The organism is Kitasatospora sp. NPDC056076, assembly GCF_042266305.1.
Lineage (GTDB): Bacteria > Actinomycetota > Actinomycetes > Streptomycetales > Streptomycetaceae > Kitasatospora.
In genome coordinates this window covers 148,198-165,710 of record NZ_JBHJWG010000008.1, presented here as the reverse complement: position 1 = coordinate 165,710, position 17,513 = coordinate 148,198, and the positions used below count along the sequence as shown (strand labels likewise).

16 protein-coding genes are annotated in these 17,513 nt (G+C 70.3%); 4 read left to right on the top strand and 12 right to left on the bottom strand.

The window, feature by feature from the left end:
• Nucleotide 1: 1 nt before the first annotated feature.
• The 6 genes from ACFC1T_RS09580 to ACFC1T_RS09555 form a co-directional block, all read right to left on the bottom strand.
• Complete coding sequence (locus ACFC1T_RS09580) at nt 2–1,381, bottom strand: hypothetical protein (RefSeq protein ID WP_375885749.1); 1,380 nt, start codon at nt 1,379–1,381, stop codon at nt 2–4.
• 161 nt (nt 1,382–1,542) lie between these two features.
• Nucleotides 1,543–2,739, bottom strand: a complete 1,197-nt coding sequence (locus ACFC1T_RS09575) for a hypothetical protein (protein ID WP_375885746.1) — start codon at nt 2,737–2,739, stop codon at nt 1,543–1,545.
• A 111-nt stretch (nt 2,740–2,850) separates the two neighbouring features.
• The gene (locus tag ACFC1T_RS09570) at nt 2,851–4,950 is read right to left on the bottom strand and encodes a major capsid protein (protein ID WP_375885744.1); all 2,100 of its coding nucleotides are present in this window, start codon (nt 4,948–4,950) and stop codon (nt 2,851–2,853) included.
• A 522-nt stretch (nt 4,951–5,472) separates the two neighbouring features.
• A complete protein-coding gene (locus tag ACFC1T_RS09565) occupies nt 5,473–8,046 on the bottom strand; it encodes a hypothetical protein (protein ID WP_375885741.1) in 2,574 nt (857 codons plus the stop codon).
• A gap of 92 nt (nt 8,047–8,138) precedes the next feature.
• Nucleotides 8,139–10,433, bottom strand: a complete 2,295-nt coding sequence (locus tag ACFC1T_RS09560; protein WP_375885738.1) for a Hint domain-containing protein — start codon at nt 10,431–10,433, stop codon at nt 8,139–8,141.
• Nucleotides 10,434–10,445: 12 nt separating this feature from the next.
• Nucleotides 10,446–10,799, bottom strand: a complete 354-nt coding sequence (locus ACFC1T_RS09555; RefSeq protein WP_375885735.1) for a hypothetical protein — start codon at nt 10,797–10,799, stop codon at nt 10,446–10,448.
• A 199-nt stretch (nt 10,800–10,998) separates the two neighbouring features.
• On the opposite strand from ACFC1T_RS09555, the gene ACFC1T_RS09550 reads away from it, so the two are divergent.
• Nucleotides 10,999–11,205, top strand: coding sequence for a hypothetical protein (locus ACFC1T_RS09550; protein WP_375885732.1), 207 nt, complete (start codon nt 10,999–11,001; stop codon nt 11,203–11,205).
• A gap of 58 nt (nt 11,206–11,263) precedes the next feature.
• Here the strand turns inward: ACFC1T_RS09550 and ACFC1T_RS09545 are convergent, their stop codons facing one another.
• The 5 genes from ACFC1T_RS09545 to ACFC1T_RS09525 all read right to left on the bottom strand — a co-directional run bounded on the left by ACFC1T_RS09545 (nt 11,264) and on the right by ACFC1T_RS09525 (nt 14,947).
• Nucleotides 11,264–11,473: a helix-turn-helix domain-containing protein gene (locus ACFC1T_RS09545; RefSeq protein WP_375885729.1), complete on the bottom strand. Its 210-nt coding sequence runs from the start codon at nt 11,471–11,473 to the stop codon at nt 11,264–11,266.
• 100 nt (nt 11,474–11,573) lie between these two features.
• Nucleotides 11,574–13,118 (bottom strand): terminase large subunit domain-containing protein, encoded by a 1,545-nt coding sequence (locus ACFC1T_RS09540; protein WP_375885726.1) that lies wholly within the window; start codon nt 13,116–13,118, stop codon nt 11,574–11,576.
• Between the two features lie 70 nt (nt 13,119–13,188).
• Entirely contained in the window at nt 13,189–13,812 is a 624-nt protein-coding gene (locus tag ACFC1T_RS09535) for a hypothetical protein (protein ID WP_375885723.1), read from the bottom strand.
• A gap of 141 nt (nt 13,813–13,953) precedes the next feature.
• Nucleotides 13,954–14,247, bottom strand: coding sequence for a hypothetical protein (locus ACFC1T_RS09530; protein ID WP_375885720.1), 294 nt, complete (start codon nt 14,245–14,247; stop codon nt 13,954–13,956).
• Nucleotides 14,237–14,947 (bottom strand): hypothetical protein, encoded by a 711-nt coding sequence (locus ACFC1T_RS09525; RefSeq protein ID WP_375885717.1) that lies wholly within the window; start codon nt 14,945–14,947, stop codon nt 14,237–14,239. Before ACFC1T_RS09525 ends, ACFC1T_RS09530 begins: the two co-directional genes overlap by 11 nt.
• Nucleotides 14,948–15,099: 152 nt before the next feature.
• On the opposite strand from ACFC1T_RS09525, the gene ACFC1T_RS09520 reads away from it, so the two are divergent.
• Genes ACFC1T_RS09520 through ACFC1T_RS09510 form a run of 3 tightly spaced genes read left to right on the top strand, consistent with a single transcriptional unit; the run spans nt 15,100 to nt 16,446 of the window.
• Nucleotides 15,100–15,477, top strand: coding sequence for a hypothetical protein (locus ACFC1T_RS09520; protein ID WP_375885715.1), 378 nt, complete (start codon nt 15,100–15,102; stop codon nt 15,475–15,477).
• Nucleotides 15,474–15,602: a hypothetical protein gene (locus ACFC1T_RS09515; RefSeq protein ID WP_375885712.1), complete on the top strand. Its 129-nt coding sequence runs from the start codon at nt 15,474–15,476 to the stop codon at nt 15,600–15,602. The genes ACFC1T_RS09520 and ACFC1T_RS09515 overlap by 4 nt, the downstream gene beginning before the upstream one ends.
• Entirely contained in the window at nt 15,595–16,446 is an 852-nt protein-coding gene (locus ACFC1T_RS09510; RefSeq protein WP_375885710.1) for a peptidoglycan-binding protein, read from the top strand. The genes ACFC1T_RS09515 and ACFC1T_RS09510 overlap by 8 nt, the downstream gene beginning before the upstream one ends.
• 449 nt (nt 16,447–16,895) lie before the next feature.
• Here the strand turns inward: ACFC1T_RS09510 and folE are convergent, their stop codons facing one another.
• Nucleotides 16,896–17,498 (bottom strand): GTP cyclohydrolase I, encoded by a 603-nt coding sequence (folE, locus tag ACFC1T_RS09505; protein ID WP_375885708.1) that lies wholly within the window; start codon nt 17,496–17,498, stop codon nt 16,896–16,898.
• Nucleotides 17,499–17,513: the final 15 nt, after the last annotated feature.

Below are 17,513 nucleotides of genomic sequence, written 5' to 3'. Positions count from 1 at the left end.
CTCACTCCCGGTTGTAGACGTGCTGGGTAGTGGCCGTCTTGTCCGGCAGGGTGTTCACGGTGACCGGCGCGGTCCCGTCACCGAAGTCGAACACCACCGTCTTGCCCTCCGCCCCAGAGGCGGTGAACTCGTACGTCACGGTGTCCGCGGTGCGGGACTGCTCCGCGCCGGTCACGCTAAAACCCGAGGCGGGGACCTGCTGCTGCGAGATGCCCTTGATGGTGTTGTCGTCGTCGCGGGTCGCGATGACGTTGTAGTACCCGGCGTTGCGGTAGCAGTGCGTCACGGTGCCCGTCCCGGTGGACGGGTCCAGGCGCACCGGCACGGGCTTCGTGCGGTCGCCGAAGTCGAGCCACACGTCCGGCCGGTCGGTCTTGACGCCCCCGCTCTGGCAGGCATCGACGTTGGCAGCCTCCGCCGCGCTGCGGATCGCCCACTTCCCGAGCGTGACCGTCGCGGTGACGCAGTTCTGGTTGTTCGGGTCGTTCGGGTCGCTGGCCTTCGCGAAGGTCACCGCGGGCTGGTCCGAACCCGGCGTCAGCGGGAGCGTGATCTTGCGGCTCACCTTTCCGGTGACGGGGAACGCCTTGTCGGTGACCGTGATCGTCTGGTCACCGGAGGCCGCGTACTTGTGCTGCGCGGCCTGCCCGTCCTGCACGGTCGTCGTCGGGGTCTGGTCGCCCCAGTCGATGACCGCCGGCCCGGAGCCGTGGTTGTTGACCCGGACCTGGACGAGCTGCTGATCGGCGGTCGGCCGGGTGATGACGAGCTCGGCCGGGTCGGCCGGCAGCGGGTTGACCGTCTGGCAGCCGCACGCCGGCGTCGGAGGCGGCGCGGTGGTGACGAACTGCCGGAAGTCCGTGCGGCGCCCGATCGGCTTGTTCAGCTTCGACGGCACGCCGCCCTTCATCTGCACCGGGTACGGGCCGCGGCCCCAGCCGGCACCGCGCTTGCTCGTGCCGTTGAACGTGAAGGTGATCGCGTCACCCCCGATTTCAAGATCGCCAACAGCGCCACCTACCAGCCAGGGAAGTAGGAGGTACCCGAAGGACCCTGCTGCGCCTTCGCCTGTGCAGGCGTCAACCTGCGTCGCGGTGCCCATCCACAGCTCCAGGGCGTACCCGGTGCTGCAGTCCAGGTCGCCGATCGCGTCGAAGCCGACGATCGCCCCGGACTCGTCGCAGACGCTCTCCCAGGTCGGGTTGAGGATCTGCACGAGCGACGGGTCCACCTCACAGAGCTGGATCTCGATCTGGTAGTTCTTGATCTGCGGACAGGGGGTGATCGACAGGCAGAGCTTGCCGTTGGCCTTGGCCTGGGTGATCTCGTTCCCGTTGTCCACCTGGGGGCTCAGCTTGACGCTGATGAACCCATCGGTCACGACCTGGTTGCACGGGCCGTAGACGGGCTTACCGCAGGCGTCGAGCCTCGTGAACCTCGCGACTTGCCCCTGGTAGTAGCTAGGACACACGACTGCCATCGCGGTTGTCCCTTCAATTCGTAGGCTTCATCCGGTTTTCCGCCCTTAGAAGCACCGAGGAATCAGGGGCAGTCGCACCCTCCGCACTGGCTGATCACGCCCGACTTGAGGCAGCAGTCCCACGTGACCGCGTACACGCGCTCGGCCACCGCGAGGTACTTGTTGGTCCACTGGTCCAGCACCTCGTGCTGGATGACGGGGCTTCGGCGGATCACCACCGGTCCGGTCGCGTAGACCGCCATCTGGCCCGCCGGCACCGGCACGCCCTCCGGCCCGAGCGACTCCGCGTAGCCGAGCCCGAAGGAGATCGGGGTGTCCAGGGGGGACACGTACCGGCCGCCGTCCTTCTCGATCGCCCGAGCGCACTTGAGGCACCAGGCCAGCGAGCGCGGCACGTGCAGCGTGCCGACGCCCCCGAGACAGTCCGTCATCAGCGCTTCGAGGCGACGCAGGCCGTCCATGACGGTGGCGTTCGCCGGAACGTCCTGCTGGGCCTTGCGGCCGGCGAGCTTGCCCCACACCTCCCACAGGCGCCGCTCGATGGCTTGCCCTTCGAGGCTGTCCAGGCGCGAGAGGGCGAGGTCGGCCGCCACGTCCTTGAACCCGGCGCCGGGCTGGCACTCCGCGGTGCCGTAGATCGTGAAGACGTCCGCCTCGACCCACACGGGGCCGCCGTCGCGGGTCTTGCTGCCCCCGGTGTCGCTGACGACGAACACCGCGCTGGCGCTGCTCGTGCCGCCCGGCGGCGCCGGGAGGTCCGTGGCCGCGACGGTGCCGGCGGGGATGCCGGCCCCCGACAGCCGCAGCCGCATCGTGATGGGGAAGTCCCGGTCACCGGCGATGTCGCCGACACGCACCGGGTCCTTGCTGTTGACGGGGATCTGCGCCCACGGCACGCCGGGGATGAGGCCTTCGGCCACCAGCGTCGAAGGGACGCCAGTGGCCGGGTTGGTGACGACCTTCGCGAGGACCGGGTAGCGGGTCGAGCCTCCGAAGGTGTAGGCGGGCCCGTAGGACCAGGTGACCGTCACGGTGACCGACAGCGGCGGGTCGTGCGGTTCGCCGAGGCTGTTGCACGGACCGGGCCAGACGTAGGAGTTCCCCGCACAGCCCTGCGTCGGGTAGTGCAGACCCTGCATCCAGGGACCGGCCGGGAGGTCGATGACCTCGGCGACGGAGAGGATGCCGTACGGCATCTTCTTCACCGTTGGGCCGGTGACTTCCAGGCTCGGGTGGTTGGGCAGGGAGGGGAAGGCCACGGCGTTCTCCTGGCGCAGCACAGGGGGGTGGTGGAGGAGTGACGCGGCGGGTGCCTCGCAGGGGCGGAAGGACTGCGGGCACCCGCCGCGCGTTCAGGGGGCGGTGCCGCGCTACTTCTTGGAGGCGGCGAGCTGCGGCGTGTCGGCGGAGGCGCCCGAGCCGCTGGGCGGCGGCGGGGTCGGAGCGACGCAGCTGCTGTAGCCCGTCCCACCGGAGAGGCCACCGGGGCACAGACCGCTGATTTCGATCAAAAGCGGGTCATAGCACCGATGACAGACATTTACCCCTTCCTCGGTGAAAAGGGATGTCATCTTGTTCTCCATCAACGACGCGTGGTCGTAGATGCCGTCGAGGGTGATCACGTCCTGCTGGAGGCGGAACACCGAACCCGCCGGGTAGAGCAGCAGCTTGACGGTGTCGGGCCACTCCTTGAGGCCGGCCGGGTTGCCGAACCCCTTGCCGATCTTCGCCGGGTCGAGGGTGAGCGGGATCTCGACGTCGGAGCCCGGGACGCACCACTCGTGGGAGCCGGTGGCGGAGAACGCGTCCTGCCAGTCGTAGACGAACTGGACCCGGACTCCGCGCTGGGACAGGAAGTTCGTGATCATCTGGTCCGTGACGGACAGTCGGCTCGGCGAGTTTCCGAGCTTTTTACTCAGGTCGGCCCGCATGAAGCCCAGCAGCCAGTACGGCGCGATGAGTTCGAGCGTCTTGTTGCGGGGGAGCCGGTAGCGGTACCGGTAGTTTTCGACCAGCAGCTCGATGATGCTGAGGATGCTCTCGGTGGCGCCGGGGCCGTGGGTGCCGGGGGTGACGTTGAGGCTGCCGCCGGTGGCGGGGCCGACGACGAAGCTCTGCTTGGTGCCGGCGATCGCCTCGATCTTCGCGATCAGCCAGGCGTTGATCTTGCGGCGGTGGGCCTTGAGGACGCGCTTGGTGAACTCCCGCGTCCACTCCGGCCAGGCGCGCTCCATGAGGATCTTGTTCCGGATGCACAGGCCGATCAGCTCGACCTCACAATCCGTCCAATCCGGGCACGGAATCTCCACACAGCACTTTTTGTCCGTGCCGAGCTTGCCCACCCCGTTGACCGGGGGTGGAGTCGGGAGATTGCTCTTGCCGTCGACGGTCTGGTAGAAGCCCAGGCCGCCCCACAGGCCGGAGAAGTCAAAGCCTTGCGGAAACCTCACGCCGGCCCGCTTGGTGGTCACGGTCGGCAGGTCGATGAACCCGTCGTCACCGGACTCGTCCGGGCACAGGTCCCAGAGCGTTTCGAACGGCGCGCACCAGACACTGCCCCGGGGCAGGCCACCCGTACCGCCGGCCGCGGCCACCAGCGAGCCGCCCGACAGCTGCGCCTCGTCGGTGACGTGCTCGATGATCCGGTCGAGGTCCATCTCCGTGTTGACCGTGTACCGGGGGCTCGCGTGCCGCGTGATCGTCGCGATGCCGGCCCGCGCGGAGTTCGCGGAGCGCACCATCCCCTGGACGCGCTGCTTGACCAGCATCCCCAGCTGGTCCATGTCCGTGATGGTCTGGCGGCTGGAGAACCCCGGCACGTCGGCGGCGCTGACGGTGTAGCGCATCGACCGCTCGTCGGGCGAGCCGAAGGCCAGGCCGCGGCGCGCCGCCGGGGTCGCCTTCGTGCTGCGCATCATGTTGAGCGGGATCGCCGCCTTGCGGCTGGGCATCGCCACGGTGCCGGAGGACGCGGCCTTGGACGGCGCCTTCTTGCCCTTGGGCTCCTCCGCGGCGTCCTCGGCCTCGTCGTCCGCCTCGTCCATCGGCGGCCGGCGCTTGGCCAGTTCCTCGCCCTCTTCGGCGGCCAGCTCGCCGCCGTCGTCCTCGTCGCCGTCCTCGGCCAGCTCCTCGCCGGGCTCCTCCTCCTGGAAGCGCGCCTCGACGCGCCCGCTCAGAAGGGCCAGGCGCTCGCGGGCGGCCTCGGCGGCGGCCAGGGCCGCGAGGTTGTACGACCGCAGGGCCTCCACGACGTCGACCAGGACCTCGAGGGCGGTCAGCTGCTCCTGGGAGAGGGAGCCGCCCTCCTCGATCTGCGCCTGGAGGGTGCGGAAGCGCATCACCGCGTCGGACTCCAGCGCCATCATGTCCGCGCCGTTGTCGGCGGCGGAGCGGACGGCGTTCTGGATCGCGGCGGACATTTCGTCAGCGGTCGCGATGCTGATGACTTCGAGAATGTCGTCAAGCTCCATTGCTGGGCCTTTCGAGCACGAGAAGATTCGCGCTCGGCCCACCAGCCAGCAGCACCTCACAGACTAAGACGCAAAACGCCCACACCTGGACATTCCAGGCGTGGGCGTTGCGCCGTTCGGTGCGCGGGCGACACCGAAGGCCGTCAGCCTGTCCCTCCGCGCGGGTCCGGCCCCTCCCCGGTCCACCTCAGCTCGCCACCGACGATCTTCTGGAAGTACTCGGCCTGGTCCTGGTACTGGTACCGGTCGATCGACCCGTCATCACCCCGGGTCAGCTCCCACGGCCAGCCGGGCGTCGGGATCGAACCCCCCGAACGCCCGCTGCACCCGCACATCAGGACCCCACACCGACGAAGCGCACCTCGCCGCCGCCGGGGAAGTTCAGCTTCGCCCGGTCAGCGTCTGCCTCCGACCAGTACATCTGCTTCGGCGCGCCGTTGGCCGGCGTGAACTCCCACTGCGGGCGCGCCGACCCGTTCCACGGCTCCGCAGGGTTGCTGCGGCCACCACATCCGCACATGGCTACCGTCCCTTCCTGGCCCGCTTGCCGGCCGTCTGCGCGTGCGACTGCGCACGCTTGGCCTCCCACTCCGTCACCGCGGCGCACGCCTCCGCGATCGACTTCGCGTTGACCTTCGTCTGGATGCCGGGGAAGTTCAGGCGGTCCCCCGGAGAGCTGTTGTGGCCGGCGCCGGAGCACATCCGCTTGACGACGTTCACCGCGACGGCGATCGCGTGGCTCTCCGTCATCCCCTTCGCCCGCAGGTGCTTCTCCACCCGCTTGATGTACTGCGGCAGATGGCCGGTGCCGGTGTTCTGCACCCAGTTGCGCCGGAACTGCGCCCAGTCCTGGGACAGGACCGCGCGCATCCCCGTGTCGTCCTCGTCCTGGTCCTCCTCGTCGGGCTCGCCTTCCAGGTACTCGATGACCTGCTCGATCTGCTCCAGGTACGGGGCCCCGTCCGGACTGGCCAGCCACGCGATGACGGCCTCTGCCAGCTCGTCGCCCCAGGAGTCGCCGTCGCCGTCCGGGTCCTGGAGGTTGTCCCAGTCCAGGTCGAGGGGGCCGGTATCGTCGCCCTCCGCATCGGAGCTGTCGGACGGCGCGTCACCGGCGACCCCCACCGGGGCCGACGCCGCCTGCGCGACGGGCTCGGCCGGGCGTACCAGCGCGACGTTGAACGCGGTCGTGCTCGGGGCGCTGATCATGGCCTTCGTCATCCGGTCGTTCAGCTGCGCCAGACGCTGCTGGGCGGTGATTGGGTCGATGCGGCCGGGGGTGACGGTCGCGAAGGACGGCTCGACCGCCGGGGGGCCGGCCGGCGGCAGGGATCCGGCGCTGAGCAGGGCGTAGGGGCTGCCGGAGGCTCCGGACTTGGCGAAGGTGCGTCCCTTGGGGAAGCCCTCGGAGACCACCGCGAGGGCGGCGATCAGCTCCATCTCGCCGCGGATCGCCCGCCAGTCGCCGGACAGGCCCGACAGGCTCAGGCGCAGCCGCTCGTCAGGAGTGAGGTGGGGGAGGACCTGGCCGGCCACCCAGATGCCGTGCTGGTCCTCGCCGCAGGTGACGACGGCGGCCATGGTGCCGGTGTTGTCGTAGTGCGCGGCGGCGGAGTTGGAGCCGTGGTGCAGCGCGGCGTGGCCGGTGTCCATCGTGACCAGGCCGACGTGGACGACGCCCTCGTCCGTCTGGAGCGGCCGGGAGCGGTAGTACTGGTAGTCGGTGGTGGAGCGCGGCGCCATGACGCACTGGTTGTCGAAGCCGACGTGGCAGATGCCCCAGGCCGCGAGGTGGCCGACGATGCGGCCGGCCGGGGTGACCATGAACGAGGTGGGGCTGTCCAGCAGCGGCTGCTCGAACCAGGCGCCGCGTGGGCGCCAGTTGGACGGCGCGAACTGGCCGGCCGCCATCTCCGTGACGGTGAAGGTCGCCGATGCCTTGGTGACGGGCGCCCACGGGACCTGGATGCCGGGGTCCTTGAAGGCGTCGCGGGCCTTGGCGTAGAGCGCGGAGATCGTGGAGCGCACCCCCGACAGGGCGTCCTTGGGGAGGTCGACGCCGCCGCGGGAGCCCTGGAGCGCGGCTGCTGCCGCGGCGACGCCCTTCCACACGGCCATCAGCCTGCCGTTGATCAGCGTCGCGAAGGGGAGCGAGAAGTCGCCCTCCTTCGGCCCCTTGGGGCCCGCCGGGGCCTGGTAGGCGAACCCCTCCCCGTACTTGTCCCAGTTGACGCCGTTGGCGCCCGTGGCGTACTTGAGCAGCGCCGCGCGGGCCGCCGCGCCGTCCCACGGAGTGTTGCGCGGTGCCATCGGCAGTCCGGTGTTGCCGGAGGACGCGACGAGCGCGCCGGTGGCGCCTTCGGGGGCCTCCACCATCGTGATGAACGCGTTCTGGTACGCCGGGTGGCCGACGATGGTGGCGCCCATCAGCCGCCAGTCGGCGAAGACGATGCCCTCGCGGCCCTCCGCGTCGACTCCGAGCTCGGCGCAGTCGCGCAGGGTGTTGTCCTCGGCGAGGCAGCCCAGCTCCTGGGTGTCATCATCCAAGTCCACGCTGACGAACCGCAAATATCCGCCGGAGACCTTGCGGGCCACAGTGGCGCCCTCGGGGTCGGCCAGGTCGAACTCCCCCTCGCCCATGAGGTTGTTGCCCTCGATCCACACCCGGTTGATCTTGCCGATGCCGAGCTTGGCACCCTGGTGGCCGGACTCCATCGTGTACTGGACGTACAGCGGCAGCGGCAGCGGGCGCACGCGCAGCATGCCGTCCGCCGGGGGCTTGAGCAGGCGCCGGTCGCGGGAGGACGCGAACTCGCCGAGGGGGGCCAGGACGCCGGACCAGTGCCCGGACAGCGGCAGCTCCTCGTCCAGCTCGGCTTCGGCGATCTCGTCGTCCTGGTCGGCGTCGGGGCCCGGGACGTCCTCGGCGGCCGGCGCCCGGTCGGGCCGCGGCGGCGCGTCGATGACCTCGTTGTCGGCGACGATGTTCGTCGCCAGTTCCAGTTCGGCGGACGCCCCGGTGTCGAGGGCCGGGGCGTCCGGGTCGGTGCCATCGGCGGCGGGGGAGTCGAGGGGGGTGTCGATCGTGATGGTCATCAGCGTGTTCCTTTGCGGCAGGCGGGCCCGCAGCCCACCAGAACAAAGATGGCATTTACAGACAACTAGGACATTTGGTGTATGTCCATCACCTAGGCCGCGGCCATCACCCCACTCGGCGAGCACCCGGACTGCTGCATCGCCGCCTGGAGGTAGCGCACGTCGTGCGGGTGGCCGGCGATCAACAGCGCCCTGACGTAGCGGTCCACGGCCTCGTGCGCGCACGTCGCCCCCGGCAGCGCGCGCCGGAACTCCTCGTAGGCGCCGTCGAGCATCGCGTCGAGTTGGTGCTCCCGCGCCGGCACGTGCAGGTAGATGTCGGACAGCGGGATGGCGGAGAACTGGCCGCGCAGGCTCCGGCCGCCGCGGTTGAGGAGCCACTGCCCGCACCGGGTGAGCGCCCGGAACACCGCCATCTCGTACGCCGCGTACACCCCGGTGCCCTGCGGCAGTTCCAGCGGCGCGCCGCCGGCCTGCGGCGGCAGCCCGCGGTCGTCGTTCGGCTGCGCGGCCGGGGCCTGCGGCATCCCGGCGCCGCCGGTGCCGCCCGTCGCCTCGCCGGTCTCCACGCCGAGCTCCGGCAGCAGCACCGGCGCGAGGTTCGTGTTGGTCAGCACGACCTTCTCGATCAGCCTGCGGCGCCGCTCGTCCTCGGACGGGGCGTCGTCCTTGGAGAAGCCGAGTTCGCGCCGGGTGGCGTCGTCGGAGATGAGGCCGGTGTCGTGGGCCTGGAGCGCGTCCGGGCCGCGGTTCGGGCGCTGGACGAGCGAGGACGCGTCGTACCAGATCACCCAGTCGTCGGCGTCCTTGCGCCCGAGGGCCTCCAGCGCCGGCCGGTAGAAGTCCGTCGTCAGCGCGCTGCACATGAGGCCCAACATGGGCTCCACGTGCAGTTTGATCGCGGACTCCTCGATGGCCCAGGCGGAGTTGCCCGTGTAGTAGGCGGTCCCGGCCCGGCGCGCGCACCACGTCGTCGTGTCCGTCGTCGGACACCACACCGTGCCGGTGAACCGCTCGGTGCTCACCCGGGCCGGGTCGAAGGCGACCTCGCCGCCCGGCGTCAGCAGCACGTCGCCTATGGCCAGCGTCTCGCTGGTGGCGTAGGTCGGGACACCGTCGCGGCGCACCGGCCAGCGGTGGTTGGCCGTGGTGAAGGCGTTGAGCTCTGGCAGGTCGAACCGGTACATCAGCTCGTCGGCGACCTCGAAGACGTTGATCTTCTCGACCGGCACCCACCTCTCGCGGGTGGCGATCTGGTCCCAGGTCAGCACCAGCTCCCCGACCGTGAGCTGCGCGCGGTCCTTCCAGCCGTCGGACGTCAGGATCTCGGTTGCTTCGTCAACGCACCAGTGGTTGCTGTCGCCCAGGCCCGTCAGGATCTCGCTGGGCATGTCCAAGCCAACGGCGAGGCGGCGCACCGCGGCGTCGCGCAGATCCGAGGCGTTGGCGTCCAGCGGTGTCGAGAACGTCATCCACTTGATCGCGTCGGCGGCCTCGGCGGGCCCGCTGATGATGATCGGCACCATCGCGCTCGGGTGCTCCCGGTCGCGGATCGGCGCGCTCATCGCCTCCATGAGGATGTTCTTGAAGACGTCGCTGTGGGCCGGGTTGACGCCGCCTTCGGCCTGGTCCGGGTTGGGAAAGTCGATCGAGTCCGGCAGGAAAAGGAGGCCGGCGCCGGCCAGGCGAGACTTCGCGGAGGCGCTGATGTGGCCGGACAGGTCCAGGATCTCCTGGGCGGTCTGGCGCAGGGACAGCAGCGGGGAGTCCGGGAGCCAGGCGATCCGCGGGTGGGGCTTCCACATGCGCAGGAGCTGGCTGGAGCCGTCCGCGAGGTTCAGCTCCACCCAGCAGTCCTGGTCGGCGCGGCGCACCTTGACGGTCTCGTAGCCGGTGGGGGTGACCTCGTCGGAGCTGGCGACCTGCCAGACGCGCTCGCCCGTGTCGGGGTCGTCGTAGCCGACCATGTAGGTCTCGCCCGGGACGCTGAGGTGGACCGCGAAGCGGTTCAGCATCTCGCTCTGGCCGAGCTGGCCGCCGAACAGCTCGTTGAGCGGCGTCATCAGGGACTCGTCCGGGTTGTCCTCCTCCTCGATGGGGATGGGTCCGGACGAGCCGTCCTTGTCGATCTTCCCCACGTACAGGCGGGCCCGGCCGCAGGCGTTGCCGATCCAGTTGGAGCCGAAGCGGATCTCCGTCACCAGGTCGTACAGCTCCCAGACCTGGCGCTGCCACTCGCTGGCGCTGGACAGCTTCCCGAGGCGGTTGTTGGTGTGGATGATCACCGCCGAGGCGATCGTCGCCGTGCCGGCCTTCTGCACGTGCCCGGCGGGCGTGACGAACGCCCGGGGCTGGCGGTGGATGCGGAACAGCGGCCTGCGTGCCACGTCGGCCTCCCGCTACTGGTGGGTGGGGCCGCCGGGGGGCACCTGGTTGTGGTGGACCAGATGGACGGTGCGGTCCGGAGGCGGCGCATCCAGCCACTGCTGGGCGATCCCGACGAGCCAGGAGAGCGTCAGGACGTAGGCGGGGAGCCGGAACGCGAGCAGGTGATCGTGGTCGTAGTACGACCAGGCGACCACGAACAGGGAGATCCAGAAGCCCGAGCACCAGGAGCAGGAGACGAGCTTCCCGAGGTACTTCACCGTGGCGGCCCTGGCCCGCAGCGGGGCGGTGATCGAGTCCTCGACGACCAGGCGGGTGAGCCGGAGAATCGATCCCAGAACAAGGGCGAAATTCAGGAAAGTGAACACATTTTGGAGGGTACGTCTGGTTATGTCCGTTTGGGTTCAACGTGGCCCGGACGGGCGAGTTGCCAAATCCCTTCGGAGCAAAGCGAGTTGATAAAGAGAAACGCCGATCCTGGGCATGCCGGATAGGCCCATCGCGCAATGCGCAAACGGGTGAGAGGGGGAATGCGATAAAGGGTTCGGTCAGGTCAAGGTTGTTTTCATGCGTACCTTCCTCCGTGCCGTCACCGGCACCACCGCCGCCCTCGTCCTCGCCCTCACCGCCGCCCCGGCCGCATTCGCCGGCGACGTCAACACCAACCAGTCCGGCACCGGCAACACCCAGGTCACCTACGTCGTCAACACCGACAACGTGTACGCCGTCCCGGTGCCGGTCCTCCTGCCCTGGCCGCCGCTGCGCGTCCTCTGAGCACCCCGCATCCACCGAGCGCCCGAACTCCCGGCCAACCGGCGAAGCGGGCGCTCCCTCACGCGCCGCTCTTGCGTGCCTTCGAGCCGCCCTTCGCCCGCATCGGCCCCAGCCCGGCCACCAGCCGGTGCACGAACCCGTACGACCGCCCCGACTCCTTGGACAGGGCCCGCACCGTCGCCCCGGCGTCGTACCTCGACCGCAGCTCCCGCGCCAGCTTGTCCCGCTTCTCTCCCAAGATCCGCACATGCGGCGTGCACTTCTCCATGCGCCCGATCATGTGGGCGCCCCGTGACACCCCCGGCGACGGAAGATCAGGAACCTGCCGAACCACCCGTTCAGACCCTCACCTACCTCGTGCCGCCGCGCTACACGTACGGGCCCCGCGGCCCCGCCGGCCCCGGGATGCCCGGCTGCCCCGGACCGCCCGAGGGATCGACACCGGCCGCCGACACCGACGCCCCCGATCCGGGCATCCGCAGCAGCGCGTGCGCGAGCTGCACCGTGGCGTCGATGCGGCCCGGCGACTCCGTGCCGTCCGGCTGCCACGTCGCCCACTGCTCCTCGCAGTCCGGCATGTAGGTGGCGAAGCGGATCCGGTCCTCGATGAACTGCTGCGCCACCGGCTCCGCGCGCACGAGCTTGCCCTTGTGGGCGTTCACCATCTCGAGTCTCGGCGGCAGCCGGTCGTACGGGTTCTTCTCCACCTCGCCGTCGCCGGCCAGCGCTTCCAGAGCCTCCTGCGTCTCGCGCTTGAGCGCCTCCCACGCGGTGCGGATCACCACCGCGACCATCCCGCCGCCGTAGTTCTTCTCCAGGATCAGCCGGTCCGCGTCCACCTGCGCCGCCAGCGCGCACGCCACCCGGGGCCACTGGTCGGCCGGCATCCGCTTCGACATGTCGTGCGTCAGGTACACCCGGCCGTCCTGGTCCCGGTATCCGGCGATCACACCGGCCTCGTCCTTGCCGCCGCCGGAGGGGTCGACCGACACCGCGGTGACCACCGGCCGCGCCTCGTGCTTGAAGTCCCGCTGCCGGGCCAACACCTGCCGCGACAGCAGCGCACCCTCCACGGGCTTCGGGTCGCCCATGTACAGCGCCGCCCAGTCCCGGACCGACGAGGACTCCTTCTTGTCCATCCAGTACGCGAGCAGGCGCTCCAGGTCCTCGTCCTCGATGCCGGGATGCGTCATCGGGGCACCGATCTCGCGCCCCAGCGGGTCCTCTTCGCTGCTGGCCAGCGCCGGCAGGTTGATGACCCGCCACTTGCCGCCCTCCTCGACCGTCCCGTCCTGCTCGGTCAGCCGGTACACGAGGTCGTCGTCGTGCCACCGGGTGGTCGTCACCAGGTACAGGGCCTCCGGGTGCATGCGGGAGACCACCGTCCCCGACCACCAGTCCCACACCTTGTCCCGGTAGCGGCGCGAGTCCGCCTGAGCACGGTCCTTGAACGGGTCGTCCACGCAACCGAGCACGCCCGGGAAGCCCGTCAGGCCACCACCGACGCCAACGGACCGCATGCCGCCGCCGGAGCGCATCGTCCAGTCGTTGGCGGCCTGGTCACCGGGCTGCAGGGACAGCCCGAAGTTCAGCCCGTACGCCTTGATCAGCTCCCGGACCGCACGGCCCTTCTTGATGGCCAGGCTCGCGGCGTAGGAGGCGACGAACACCTTGCCGCGCGGGTTCCTGATCAGCCACCAGAACGGGAAGTACTCGGAGGCCAGCACGCTCTTCCCGGTCTGCGGCGGCTGGGAGAGGATCAGCCGGTTGCAGCCGTTGCCGAGGTTGGCCAGCTCCCGGGCGACGAGCCGGGTGTGGGCGCGGATCTTGAAGTGGTGCGGGTCGCAGTACTTCCCCAGCGTCGCCGGATCGCGCATCGCCGCGAGCTTGCGCGCCTGGGCGATCTCTCGCATCAGGGCGGCCTCCATCTGGGAGCCCGGCCGCCGGCTCACGCCCCCTCACCCCTGCGGCCGGCCGGGCGCGTCACGACGCGTCCTCCAGCTCGAAGAGGTCGACGTCCCCGAGGATCCCCTCCTCGTCGCCGGCCATCCGCTGGATGCGCTCCAGGGCGCCGCGCAGCATCTCCACGCGCTCGGCCTCGTCGGCCGGCACCGCGGTGATCTGGATCGGGGGCGTCCCGAAACCGCCGCCCTGCACCGCCACGGTGCGCTCCGGCTCGCCGAGCGCCGCGCGTTCCAGCTTGGCCAGCGTCTCGACCATCCGGACGATCTCCGTCGCCGTCAGCTTCGTGGCGTCCAGGGCGTTCAAGCCCTGCGCGGCCTTGACCAGCATCGCCCGAGCGATCTTGATGTGGTCGTCCACCATGCGGTCGCGCTCGGCCTCCAGCCGAAGCCCCCGCAGACGCCGCTGCTCCGCGTCGTACGCCGCCGCCCGCGCGTGCCAGTGGTTGCGGTAGGCCACCTGCTGCATGTACTGGGTGGACTTCCCGGCGGCCTCCGCGATCGCGCGCACGGAGCGCTTGAGGCCGGCGTCGCGGTACTGGGTGAACCGCTCGAACATCGTTCGACTCTCGCCCGGCTGGGCATCCCACGGATCACGGCCGGGCTCCAGCTCCAGCCGCTTCTTAGAAGCTGCGTCCTTGGGCATTCCAGGCTCCGGGCACGGTCGCGTCCGCGTCCGGCCCACCAGCCAGCGACACGCCAAGAATAGAACGCGAAATGCCCCGTCCGGTTGATAAGGACGGGGCTTTCCGGACCTGCTATTCGGTTATCGGGAAGGCGGGGAATCCTATGCGCGGTCGGGGATTCCCATCTCCCGGGACATGCCCAGCCCCGAGCCCACCGCGCTCATCGTAGACCTGCTCCCTCCGGTCAGCTGGAGCTGCACGGCCTCGCGGTTGGCCTCAAGGAGCCTCCGCAGCACGACCACCAGGCCCTCGCTGTCCCCGAGCTCGGCCAGCACACCGGCCGCCGCGTCGTGGAAGATCCGCGCCACCGCACGCCGGCCCGGATCCCGGTGGTGGTCGTAGGAGAACAGGACGGCCACGTCCTGGACCGCGCCGCTGCGCCCTTCAAGATCCATCGTCGTCTCCGGCGTGTCGCATCTCGTCCTTGGTGATCTGGAAGCCCTCGGCCACCGCGGCGTCCACGATCCGCTGGGTACGGGCGCGGTCGGCCTTGGTCGTCGCCACGGATGCTGCCCGCTGCGCCTGGGGTTCCACCCACACCAGCTCGGGCCGGATCTCGTGCGCGGCGACGAACACCGCGGTGTCCCACACGTCGAACAGGTCCTTCGCGTAGATCAGGAAGTGCGCCCGGCCGCCGCGCGCCAGGCGCTTGAAGGTGGGGATCGCCTCCATCTTCAACCGGCGGCCGGCCACGTCCTCGACGGCGGCGGTCGGCCCGATCGCCGGGCGGATCATGAACTGGCTGATCGACCGCTCGATCTCGGAGCTGGCGTCGATGTCCTCGCGCAGCCCGGTCTCGACGTGGACCCGGCACTCCAGCTCTCCCAGGTGCGCGACCAGGTCGACGAACGCGGGCGCGGACTGCCACATCAGGACGCTCTCCCCGAGCAGCAGCACGTCCTTCACGCCCTGGTCGGACGCCTTGAGCGCGATGTCCTCGGCCGGTGTCAGCGGCACCAGGACATGGCTGCGCTCGAAGCTGCTCGCCCGGGTGCAGCCCGCGCAGCCTCCGGGGCACGGCAGGAACCGCACCGCCGCGCACTCCGTGCCGCCGTACGGACCGCTGATGATCTCGCTGTGGAAGGGGGCTGACACCGGCAGCCCCCGGGTGCCCAACCGATACACGATGGCGTTCTCCCGTCGCCACGGCGACGAATATCCCGGCCCACCAGCCAGCAGAGACCCAGCGCCTTCGACCCCCTCATACTGTGACGAGTAGGGCGGAAACATCTGAAAAGAGGTCAACCGTGTTGGACCCCCGACGCGGCATCTCGGCTGCCCAGGCCGTCATCGCCGTGGGCGTAGCCTCCCGCGGCCACACGTTCACCACCCCGCCCGAAGAGACCCACGGAGCCGTGCACGTCGTCCTGTGGGTCGCGATCATCCTCGTGCTCCTCCTCGCGATCACCTTCGCCGCGCACTCCGTGGGCACCATCGACGTCGGCCCGAGCCTCTACGAGGTCAGCGCCGCGATCTACCTCGGCATCACCCTCATGTTCGGTCTCGACCAGCACCACGCCCCCGTGGACCGCCAGGTCGCGAACTGGTGCGTCATCGGCGGACTCGTCCTGCTCAACCTCGCCCTGTGGAACCGGGCCCGCACCGAGACGGAGATCCCCCGATGAACCTCTCCACCGAAGTGATCGCCGGGTTCTCCTCCCTGCTGCTCCTCGTCGCCACCCGGCTCGTGGAGCGGTACTTCCCGGCCAAGCCCGAGCAGCCGAAGGACGGGGGAGCCCGCGATGAGTGAGCTGATCATCCCGGACGTCAGCGAGCACCAGGAGAACGTCAACTGGAACGCCTTCGTCCAGGGCGGGAACCCCGTCGCGATCGTCCGCGTCCACAACGGACGGCGCGCGGACAACTTCTGGCCGGCCAACCGCGACCGCTTCTGGGCGGCCGGCGGGCGGCTCCTGGGCCTGTACGCCTACACCATCCCCGGCCGCGACATGGTCGACCAGGCCAACGAGTTCATCGCCCTCGTCGGCACCCTGCGCGCCGGCGAGTTCGCGATCCTCGACATCGAGGAGGGCACCGGAGACCTCAGCAGCCGTGCCTCCGCATGGCGCGAGCGCGTCGCCCAGGCTCTCGGCAAGCAGCCCTGGCTGTACACCGGCCAGTACTTCTTCCGTGAGCACAACCTGGCCGCCGCCGGGTTCACCACCCCGCGCACCTGGGTGGCGGCCTACCGCAGCAGCCGACCCACCTGGCCCGACCACAACCTCTGGCAGTTCTCCGAGAGCTTCGGCCCGATGCCGGGCATCGCCCGGCCGCACGACGCCTCGCGGTTCTACGGCTCCGTCGACGACCTCGCCGACGTCGTCGGCTCCGCCGGCGACGCCCAGCGCCGCGATCCCGTTCCGTTCCCCGGCGCCGACAAGTTCGGCCCCGGCCGCGTCAACGACTTCGTGACGATGCTCGGGACCTGGCTCATCGCCAAGGGCTACGGCCGCTTCTACAAGGTGGGACCGTCCCCGCAGTGGGGCGACGCCGACAAGCGCGCCACCGAGGCCTTCCAGAAGGACCAGGGGTGGAGCGGCGGCAACGCGGACGGCCTCCCTGGCCAGGAGACCTGGTCAAGACTCCAGCGCTGACCCGGCTACGATGACGCCGCGAGCCCCGGATCCGACACCGGCGGCCCGCGGCGTACTCGCGCTCCGAGTCCCGCACGTGCGGACATCTCCCGTTCGGCAACCGCCTCGACGGGGCAGTGATCTTGCAGTCGTCCCGCACCGCGCGGGAATCAGCCCTCCATGCGCTCCGGCGTACCGCCGTACCGTACGGCGATCACCTCCCGGAGGAGGAACTGCCGTGGGACTTCAACGGCGCCCCCGCAGGAGCGGGAATCGGCCCTGCGACAGCCCGCTTGGCGCGAGGGCGCCCAGCACGCACCGCACGCGCGGGATCTGCCCTCGGACGTCCGCTGACGCAACCCCCGGCCCAGAACCGACCCGCAGGCGCGGGGATCACGCCTGGGCACTCGCGCTGCGCCAGCCCATCACCGGCCGAGCTCCGCACCGCGCGGAGATCGGCGAAGCGGCGGTCACATGCGGGTGAGGGCGAACAGCTCCGCCCGTGCCGCCGCGTCGTCGCGGAACGCCCCGAGGAGCGAGCTGGTCGTCATCTCCGCCTCCGGCTTGCGCACGCCGCGGTGGCCCATGCAGGAGTGCCCCGAGCGGATCACGCACGCCGCGTGCGGCGACAGGTACTCGGCGATCGCGTCCGTGATCTGCGTCGTCAGCCGCTCCTGCACCTGCGGCCGGCGAGCCATGTACTCCACCAGCCTGGGCAGCTTCGACAGCCCCACCACCGGCCCGGTCGGGATGTACGCCACCCACGCACGCCCGGTGAACGCCAGAAGGTGGTGCTCGCACAGGCTCGTGAACGGGACCGGCCCGACCGCCACCATCTCGTCGGACGCCTTCACGTCGTCGAACACCGTCGCCAGGAGATCGGCCGGACCGCGCTCGTCCGGCGGCGTCCCGAGCTCCAGCAGCGCGTCGACCGCGCGCTTCGGCGTCCGCAGCAGTCCGGGCTCGCGCGGGTCACGGCCCAGCAGCCGCAGGATCGCCTCGATGCCCTTCTCGGCGGCGTCCAGGTCGGCCATCATGTCCAGGTCGGCGCCGTCACGGATGCAGGTACTCAACGGGTACTCCCTTCG